We start from the raw sequence: 6,669 nt of genomic DNA, 5'->3' as shown, positions 1-6,669 counted from the left end.
CGAAGTCGAGGAAGAACACGTAGGCCGCGTAGCCCAGGTTCAGAAATTCGAAATGGTACTGCCAGCACTTGATGCCGAGATTGATGAGATCGTCATAGTTCTTGAGGAGTTGGTAGCCGCGCGACTCGCCAACGGCGTCCGTCACCACGCTCAGATCTTCCATGTCAGGCAGAGTCGGAATCCGTAGCGCTTCAAGCTCGCGGATTGCACCTTCCATCTTGACCTTCCACTTCGCCTCAAGCGCGTCCCAGTTCTTATAGTAATAACCAGCGCGCTCGGTGAAGTGCGGGACGCGGCTGCCAATCTCGGCCCCGTCCTTCACCGGAACCGGCGAGATGTAGACATAGCCATTGATAATGCGGTGATCGACGCCACGCACCGGCGGCACCATGAAAATCCGGTTGTTATATTGAGAGAGACCGAGAAACCAAGCTTCATCCCAAATCGTATCAAAGGGATAGAGCGGCTCCGGATAATGCAATCCGTCGGCAAACCAGAAGGTCTCCTTCTCGTACTGGGTCCTCTCGGGATCATCGTTCACGAACTGGTAGTGGTAGGGATACATCCTTTCCCACCCTTCGGTGCCGGGTATTGTCTTGGCTTTGACCTCGTGTGGGTTCGGAAATTTCATGATCACCTCTCCTCTTGGCCTTTTGGAATCGGCTCGTCGGCTTTCACTTTTCACGCTCTGCCCATGTGCTTGCATCGATCGTGCCAGCGCTCCTTGTTGCAGGGCAGCATCGATTCCGTTGCGGGGCTGTTAAGCATTCATTTGTCGGGCGTTTAGCGCTTGATGTCGCCGTCCCAGAAACTGCAAGAGCCTTGAGGCTGCGTGGCCCGACCATTCGCGGATCACCCACGAACTGATCATTTCGAGAGATTTCTCGAAGAGCATAATGGCGAATTGATCATTTGGAGAACAGCGACGAAGCAGCCGGCTACGCCGACAGATCGATCGATGCGTGCCGGCGAGGTGCGCACCTGCCCGGCTGGGAAGCCGAACGCTACCGCGCAGGTCAGATGGGACTGTTGCGGACTATGGCTCTCGAGGTCGGAGCCCAATTTGCATTGCAATTCGGAAGCGGCGGCGACAGGAATGTGGAAAAGCGAGATCGTCAAACGGTTCGATGTCGGCCGTTTTATGGTCCATGTCTTCGGAGCCGATCAGTCGATACGACCTCGTTAGCTCGCGTCTTCATGCCCGCAGGGTCGGAGCCGGCGTCGGGGTCGGGGTCGGTCAGGCCGGAGCAGCAGACGAATTCGCCAAAAGCGAGCTTTGGCAGGTATTTCCCGCGCTGCTCCTCCGAGCCGTGCTGCAATTCACCGTTCCAGCACGCAACGTCGCACCGTTCTTACCTGGCGATGCGAGCGGGCCGCGCTTCGATAAACTGCCCTCAGTTCCTCGCCGAGGTCACGCAAATGCGCGTCGCCGGGTCACGCGACAAGACCCTCCTTGCCCTCGACCCACCGTCTGAGCTCGGTTTCGAGAATGGCAACATGTTCAGTTACTTCAGCGGCCAGTTCACGATAGAGCTGTCGCTCTACCGAACCTGCGGGCGCGTCCGCCACGCAGGATCCAAAGAATTGTACGGCTCGCTTTTCGAATGCGATCGCCGCCTCGAATAGCGTCGCGGGATCGTCCATGTCGCCTTCTATACCGGCTTGCACAGCGGCAATGTCGAGTCTGAAGCCATCAGACGGCTCTGGAAGTGCTACGTGCACGCGTACGCTGAATTTTCCGTCCAAAAATGCGGTGCCCTGCTGTCCGCTATGGCGCCAGTCTCTATGCGACGGCAAAAGCGCTCAGCTTCGACATCCACTACAAACACCTTTTGAAGGAATTCGAGAACCGCGGCGCAGCTCTGCGCCTGCTCGAGGCGCGCGTGCGCGTTAGCGAGATCGCCAAGAAGATGGAGCTGAAGAAGATACCGGAGGAGTTCGTGATCGACGAGGTTACGGGCCAACCCTACAACGAGCATACCTATCGTCACGTCTTCGCCGAGGTGCGGGATCTCGCGATCCGCGGCGGCGACGTGTCCCGCGTCGAGGCCTGCCCGTCGCTCGCCTTCGTCAACGAGACCACCGGCGAGAGCGACAAGAAGCACGACCGGGATCTGCGCGACACCTGCGTCATGCTACTTGACCGCGCCGGCAATGACCTGCTCTCGATCTGCGACGTTACCGGCCACTCCTACCGGTCCGGGCAGCTGATCATGACGCACTACCGTGCTCGCAATCCGGCGCGCGCTGACGCCGCGATCGACAGGCTGGTGGCGTTTCTCGGCAGGGAAGGACTGAGTTGATTAGCTCGAAAGGTCGCACGCTCGTGCGACACGTCTTTCGTGCGATTTTGTCGCACGGTGTCGCACGAAACGGCCTGTTCTCCGTTTATCCGAGACTAAGTCATTGATTTAGCTTGGTGGGCGCACCAGGGCTCGAACCTGGGACCCGCTGATTAAGAGTCAGCTGCTCTACCAACTGAGCTATGCGCCCGGAAGGCCGGCTAAGGCCTTGCGAGGCCGGTCGTTTAGCAAAGCAACTCCGCGATGGCAAGCGATTGGGACGCAGTTTTCCAAGCCTTCGTCGTCACCCCCCGAAACGCGAAAAGCCGCCGGATTCCAGCGGCTTCCCGTGAGTCTATCAGGCCGGCGAAAGCGCGGTGCTAGAGCCGTCCGCTGCCGTCGCCGTTCGCGCCGTCGTCCCGGCCGAAATGGCCACCATGGTGGCGGTCCATGCCGCGCTCCATGAAGCGGCGCCGCCAGCCTTCCTCGCGGCCGAACGGGCCCTGGTGACGGGTCAGCACGGCGAGCCGCCGCTTCTGGCCGTCGTCGAGCGTCTTGTAGAGGGGATCGGCGGCATCGGCGATCTTCTTCAGCGCCGCGGAGGTTGCGGCCATGTCGTCGGCGCGCTGGCGCAGCCGCGCCACCGGATCGTCAGGCGTGTCGGCGTTGCGCTGGTCGCGCATCGCGGTCATCCGCGCGTTCGCCCGGTCGATGCGGAGCTTGGCGAAATCGCGTACCGCAGCTTCCACCGGCGGCCACAGCTGCTCCTGGTCGGCGGTGAGCTTCAGCCCGGCATGCACGGCGGCGATCCGCGCGTCGACCAGGGCGCCGCGGTCTTCCGGACTCATGCGCATGTGGCGCATGTGCTCGGACATCCAGGGACGGTGATACTGCGCGTAGACCGCCGTCGAGCCGGCGATGCTGAGCACGGCGATGGCGGCAATGGCGAACTTCTTCATGCAAACCTCCTTTGGAAGGGTTGCGATGAAGATGAGCGTCGCCCCGCGTGCGTTCAACTTACAACTTGGACAGAGAGGCCTGCCTTACCAAGATGTAATCCGCGTCCTGCACGCCGTTCGCAACAGGCGGCGGTAAAATGAAGGGGCTTCCGCGATCGCGCGAAAGCCCCTTCCGTTCGCAACAACGCTTCGAACGTTCAGTTGGTCGCGCCTCGCGTCTCCTTCAGAAACTCGTCGATCAGCGGCTGACCGACGCGGCCGGCGACATCCTTGTAGACCGGCTCCATGGCGTCGCGCATCGCCTTGTCCTGCGCCGGCGTCAGCGCGATGATCTCGCTCTTTCCGCTCTTCTTGATCTCGGCGAGCGCGTCGTCGTTCTCCTTCTGCGACTGCGCGTTGTTGAAGTCGGTCGCTTCCTTCATCGCCCTGGAGAGCTGCTCGCGCACGTCGGCCGGCAGATCGTCCCAGAACTTCTTGTTCACGATCACGACGTAGCCGATATAGCCGTGATTGGTCTCGGTGATGTACTTCTGCACCTCGTGCATCTTCTGGGTGAAGATGTTGGACCAGGTGTTCTCCTGGCCGTCGACGACGCCGGTCTGCAGCGCCTGATAGACTTCCGAGAACGCCATCACCTGCGGCAGCGCGCCGAGCACCTTGAACTGCGCCTGGATCACGCGCGAGGACTGGATGCGGAATTTCACGCCCTTGTAGTCCTCGGGCGCGATCAGCTTCTTGTTGGCGCTCATCTGCTTGAAGCCGTTGTCCCAGTACGCAAGGCCGGTGATGCCCTTGGAATCCAGCAGCTTGAGCAGCTTGGCGCCGAGCGGGCCTTCCGTCACCTTGCGCAGCGTCTTCAGGTCGGGCAGCAGGTAGGGCAGATCGAACGCCTCGAACTCCTTGATGCCGAGCGGACCGAACTTCGAGTTGGACGGCGCGAGCATCTGCACGCTGCCGAGCTGCAGCGCCTCGAGTTCCTCCTTGTCCTTGTAGAGGCTCGAGTTCGGGTAGACCTCGACCTTCACCTTGCCGGCGGTGTACTTCTCGGCCAGCTCCTTGAACTTCTCGGCCGCCTTGCCCTTCGGCGTATCGGTGGCGACGACGTGGCTGAACTTGATGATGATCGGAGTCTGGGCGGCGGCGGGGCTCGCAAAGGCCAGTGCCAGGGCCACGATGGACGCGGCGATCGCGTAGGTGCGCATAATCTCTCCCCCTTGTTGTTCGTTGGAACGCGCCCGTCGGGACTGCGTCCGTACCTCAAGCCGGCGGGCACCCTAACCGGTATGCCCGCGCGGCACTATCGTTCGTTAGCAGGACTGGTATCGCGCTGTCGTCAGCCCGCCGCCGCTGCGGTCGGGACCGCGTCGCGCTGGCGCTTCATGACGATCTTGTTCAACGCGCCGAGATAGGCCTTGGCGGAGGCGACCAGCGTGTCCGGATCCGCGGCGCGCGCCGTCATCGAGCGGCCGTCCTGCGACAGCCGCACCGACACTTCGGCTTGCGCGTCGGTGCCTTCGGTCACGGCATGGACCTGGTACAGCTCGAGCTTGGCCTCGTGCGGCACCAGGCGCTTGATGCAGTTGAACACCGCATCCACCGGACCGTTGCCCTCGGCCTCCTCGATCTTGATCTGGCCGTCGACGTCGAGCTTCATGGTCGCACGCTGCGGGCCATGGGTGCCCGCGATCACGGTCAGCGAGGTCAGCTTGATGCGATCATGGGACGCGGCCATCTCCTCGTCGACCAGCGCCTCGATATCCTCGTCGTAGATGTCCTTCTTGCGGTCGGCCAGGGCCTTCATCCGCGTGAAGGCATCCTCGAGCTGGTTCGGACCGAGCTTGTAGCCCATCTCCTCCAGCTTGTGGATGAAGGCATGGCGTCCCGAATGCTTGCCCAGCACCAGCGAGGACTGCTTCAGGCCGACCATCTCGGGCCGCATGATCTCGTAGGTCGAGGCGTCCTTCAGCACGCCGTCCTGATGGATGCCGCTCTCATGAGCGAAGGCGTTCCGGCCGACGATCGCCTTGTTGTACTGGACCGGAAACGAGGTCGCCGCCGACACCAGCTTCGAGGCGCGGGTGAGCTGCGTGGTGTCGATCTTGTTCCAGTACGGAAACCTGTCGTTACGTACGTTGATCGCCATCACGATCTCTTCCAGCGCGGCGTTGCCGGCGCGCTCGCCGATGCCGTTGACGGTGCACTCGACCTGGCGCGCGCCGCCCATGATGCCGGCCAGTGAGTTCGCGACCGCCATGCCGAGGTCGTTGTGGCAGTGGACCGAGAAGATCGCCTTGTCCGAGTTCGGCACGCGCTCGATCAGCGTCTTCATGAAGTGGGTGTACTCCTCCGGCACCGTGTAGCCGACGGTATCGGGGATATTCACCGTGGTGGCGCCGGCCTTGATCACGGCCTCCACGATGCGGCAGAGGAAATCCATCTCGCTGCGGGTGCCGTCCTCCGCCGACCATTCGACGTCGTCGATCTGGTTGCGGGCGCGCGCGACCATGGCGATCGAGGTCTCGATCACCTGCTCCGGGGTCTTGTTCAACTTCACCCGCATGTGCAGCGGCGAAGTCGCGATCACGGTGTGGACGCGGCCGCGCTTGGCGAACTTCACTGCCTCGGCGCAGCGGTCGATGTCGGCCGGATGCGCGCGCGACAGGCCGGCGATGACGGCGTTCTTGGAGCGACGAGCGATCTCGCTCACCGCCTGGAAGTCGCCTTCCGAGGTGATCGGGAAGCCGGCCTCGATGACGTCGACGCCCATGTCGTCCAGGAGCTCGGCGACCTCGAGCTTCTCCTCGAAGGTCATGGTGGCGCCGGGACACTGCTCGCCGTCGCGCAAGGTGGTGTCGAAAATGATGACGCGGTCCTTCTCGGACTTGTTCACGGGGGCCATTGCAAAATTCCTTTAAGCTGATGCGCTCGTGTCAGGCCGCGAGCGCTTGAGGGTGTCCGGTGATCTCGTACAACCCCTGAGTGCCCAGGCGCGTGGCGCCCAGCCGGCCCTCAGGGGCAGGTAAGAAGCAGCCCGCCAAGAAGGAGGGTGGGCAGGATCGCGGCCGGAATCGTCGAGGCGCGAGCGGCCAGAGCCACCTCCCCCGAAATCCCATCCTTTTGGCCACGAATCAGCATTGCCAGACCCTTTTGAGCCCCAAAATCCTCGGCCAAAACCGTTGACGGTTCGTTGCCGGGGGCGCCGGGGCTGTTTCTAGACGAGAATTGACCGCATCTGCAACGCCAAAAGATGGTCAGCATAGGTGACCTTCCGTCGGCTTGACCGACGTCGTGAGCTGCGACGTCAACCTGGCCTCCAGCAATGCCGGGTGCGCGGCGAGCTATAGCCGAGCGACGGCGTGGTCGCCGGCAGGCCAATTGCTCGGCCGCATCCGCATTCCCGAGGTGTGCGGCAACATCTGCTTCGGCGG

At 62.3% G+C, this 6,669-nt stretch carries 5 protein-coding genes, 1 tRNA gene and 2 pseudogenes; 2 read left to right on the top strand and 6 right to left on the bottom strand.

Annotated features, from left to right (window positions below):
* Together KGM94_RS22280 and KGM94_RS22275 are read right to left on the bottom strand one after the other, a co-directional pair.
* A pseudogene (locus KGM94_RS22280) lies at positions 1–631 on the bottom strand (hypothetical protein); the annotation flags it as partial.
* Between the two features lie 803 nt (positions 632–1,434).
* Positions 1,435–1,644 carry a hypothetical protein gene (locus KGM94_RS22275; RefSeq protein WP_300264166.1) on the bottom strand — a complete coding sequence of 70 codons (210 nt, stop codon included), beginning with the start codon at positions 1,642–1,644 and terminating at the stop codon, positions 1,435–1,437.
* A gap of 104 nt (positions 1,645–1,748) precedes the next feature.
* Here KGM94_RS22275 and KGM94_RS22270 point away from each other — a divergent pair, with 104 nt between their 5' ends.
* A complete protein-coding gene (locus KGM94_RS22270) occupies positions 1,749–2,303 on the top strand; it encodes a hypothetical protein (protein WP_300264164.1) in 555 nt (184 codons plus the stop codon).
* A 114-nt stretch (positions 2,304–2,417) separates the two neighbouring features.
* On the opposite strand, the gene KGM94_RS22265 is transcribed toward KGM94_RS22270, so the two are convergent.
* The 4 genes from KGM94_RS22265 to KGM94_RS22250 form a co-directional block, all read right to left on the bottom strand.
* A tRNA-Lys gene (locus KGM94_RS22265) sits at positions 2,418–2,493 on the bottom strand.
* 169 nt (positions 2,494–2,662) lie between these two features.
* Complete coding sequence (locus KGM94_RS22260; protein ID WP_300264162.1) at positions 2,663–3,241, bottom strand: Spy/CpxP family protein refolding chaperone; 579 nt, start codon at positions 3,239–3,241, stop codon at positions 2,663–2,665.
* Positions 3,242–3,438: 197 nt separating this feature from the next.
* On the bottom strand, positions 3,439–4,443 hold the full coding sequence (locus tag KGM94_RS22255) for a TRAP transporter substrate-binding protein (protein ID WP_300264160.1): 1,005 nt from the start codon (positions 4,441–4,443) through the stop codon (positions 3,439–3,441).
* A 131-nt stretch (positions 4,444–4,574) separates the two neighbouring features.
* A complete protein-coding gene (locus tag KGM94_RS22250; RefSeq protein ID WP_300264158.1) occupies positions 4,575–6,140 on the bottom strand; it encodes a 2-isopropylmalate synthase in 1,566 nt (521 codons plus the stop codon).
* A gap of 383 nt (positions 6,141–6,523) precedes the next feature.
* Between KGM94_RS22250 and KGM94_RS22245 the strand changes: the two are divergent.
* Positions 6,524–6,669, top strand: a pseudogene (locus KGM94_RS22245) (SMP-30/gluconolactonase/LRE family protein); the annotation flags it as partial.

The organism is Bradyrhizobium sp., assembly GCF_028868675.1.
GTDB lineage: Bacteria > Pseudomonadota > Alphaproteobacteria > Rhizobiales > Xanthobacteraceae > Bradyrhizobium.
This window is presented reverse-complemented; position numbering and strand designations above follow the sequence as displayed.

What these genes read in the sequence shown, in the direction of transcription:
- KGM94_RS22275 (WP_300264166.1), bottom strand. Translation starts at nt 1,644, where the DNA reads ATGGACGATCCCGCGACGCTATTCGAGGCGGCGATCGCATTCGAAAAG.
- KGM94_RS22270 (WP_300264164.1), top strand. Translation starts at nt 1,749, where the DNA reads ATGCGGTGCCCTGCTGTCCGCTATGGCGCCAGTCTCTATGCGACGGCA.
- KGM94_RS22260 (WP_300264162.1), bottom strand. Translation starts at nt 3,241, where the DNA reads ATGAAGAAGTTCGCCATTGCCGCCATCGCCGTGCTCAGCATCGCCGGC.
- KGM94_RS22255 (WP_300264160.1), bottom strand. Translation starts at nt 4,443, where the DNA reads ATGCGCACCTACGCGATCGCCGCGTCCATCGTGGCCCTGGCACTGGCC.
- KGM94_RS22250 (WP_300264158.1), bottom strand. Translation starts at nt 6,140, where the DNA reads ATGGCCCCCGTGAACAAGTCCGAGAAGGACCGCGTCATCATTTTCGAC.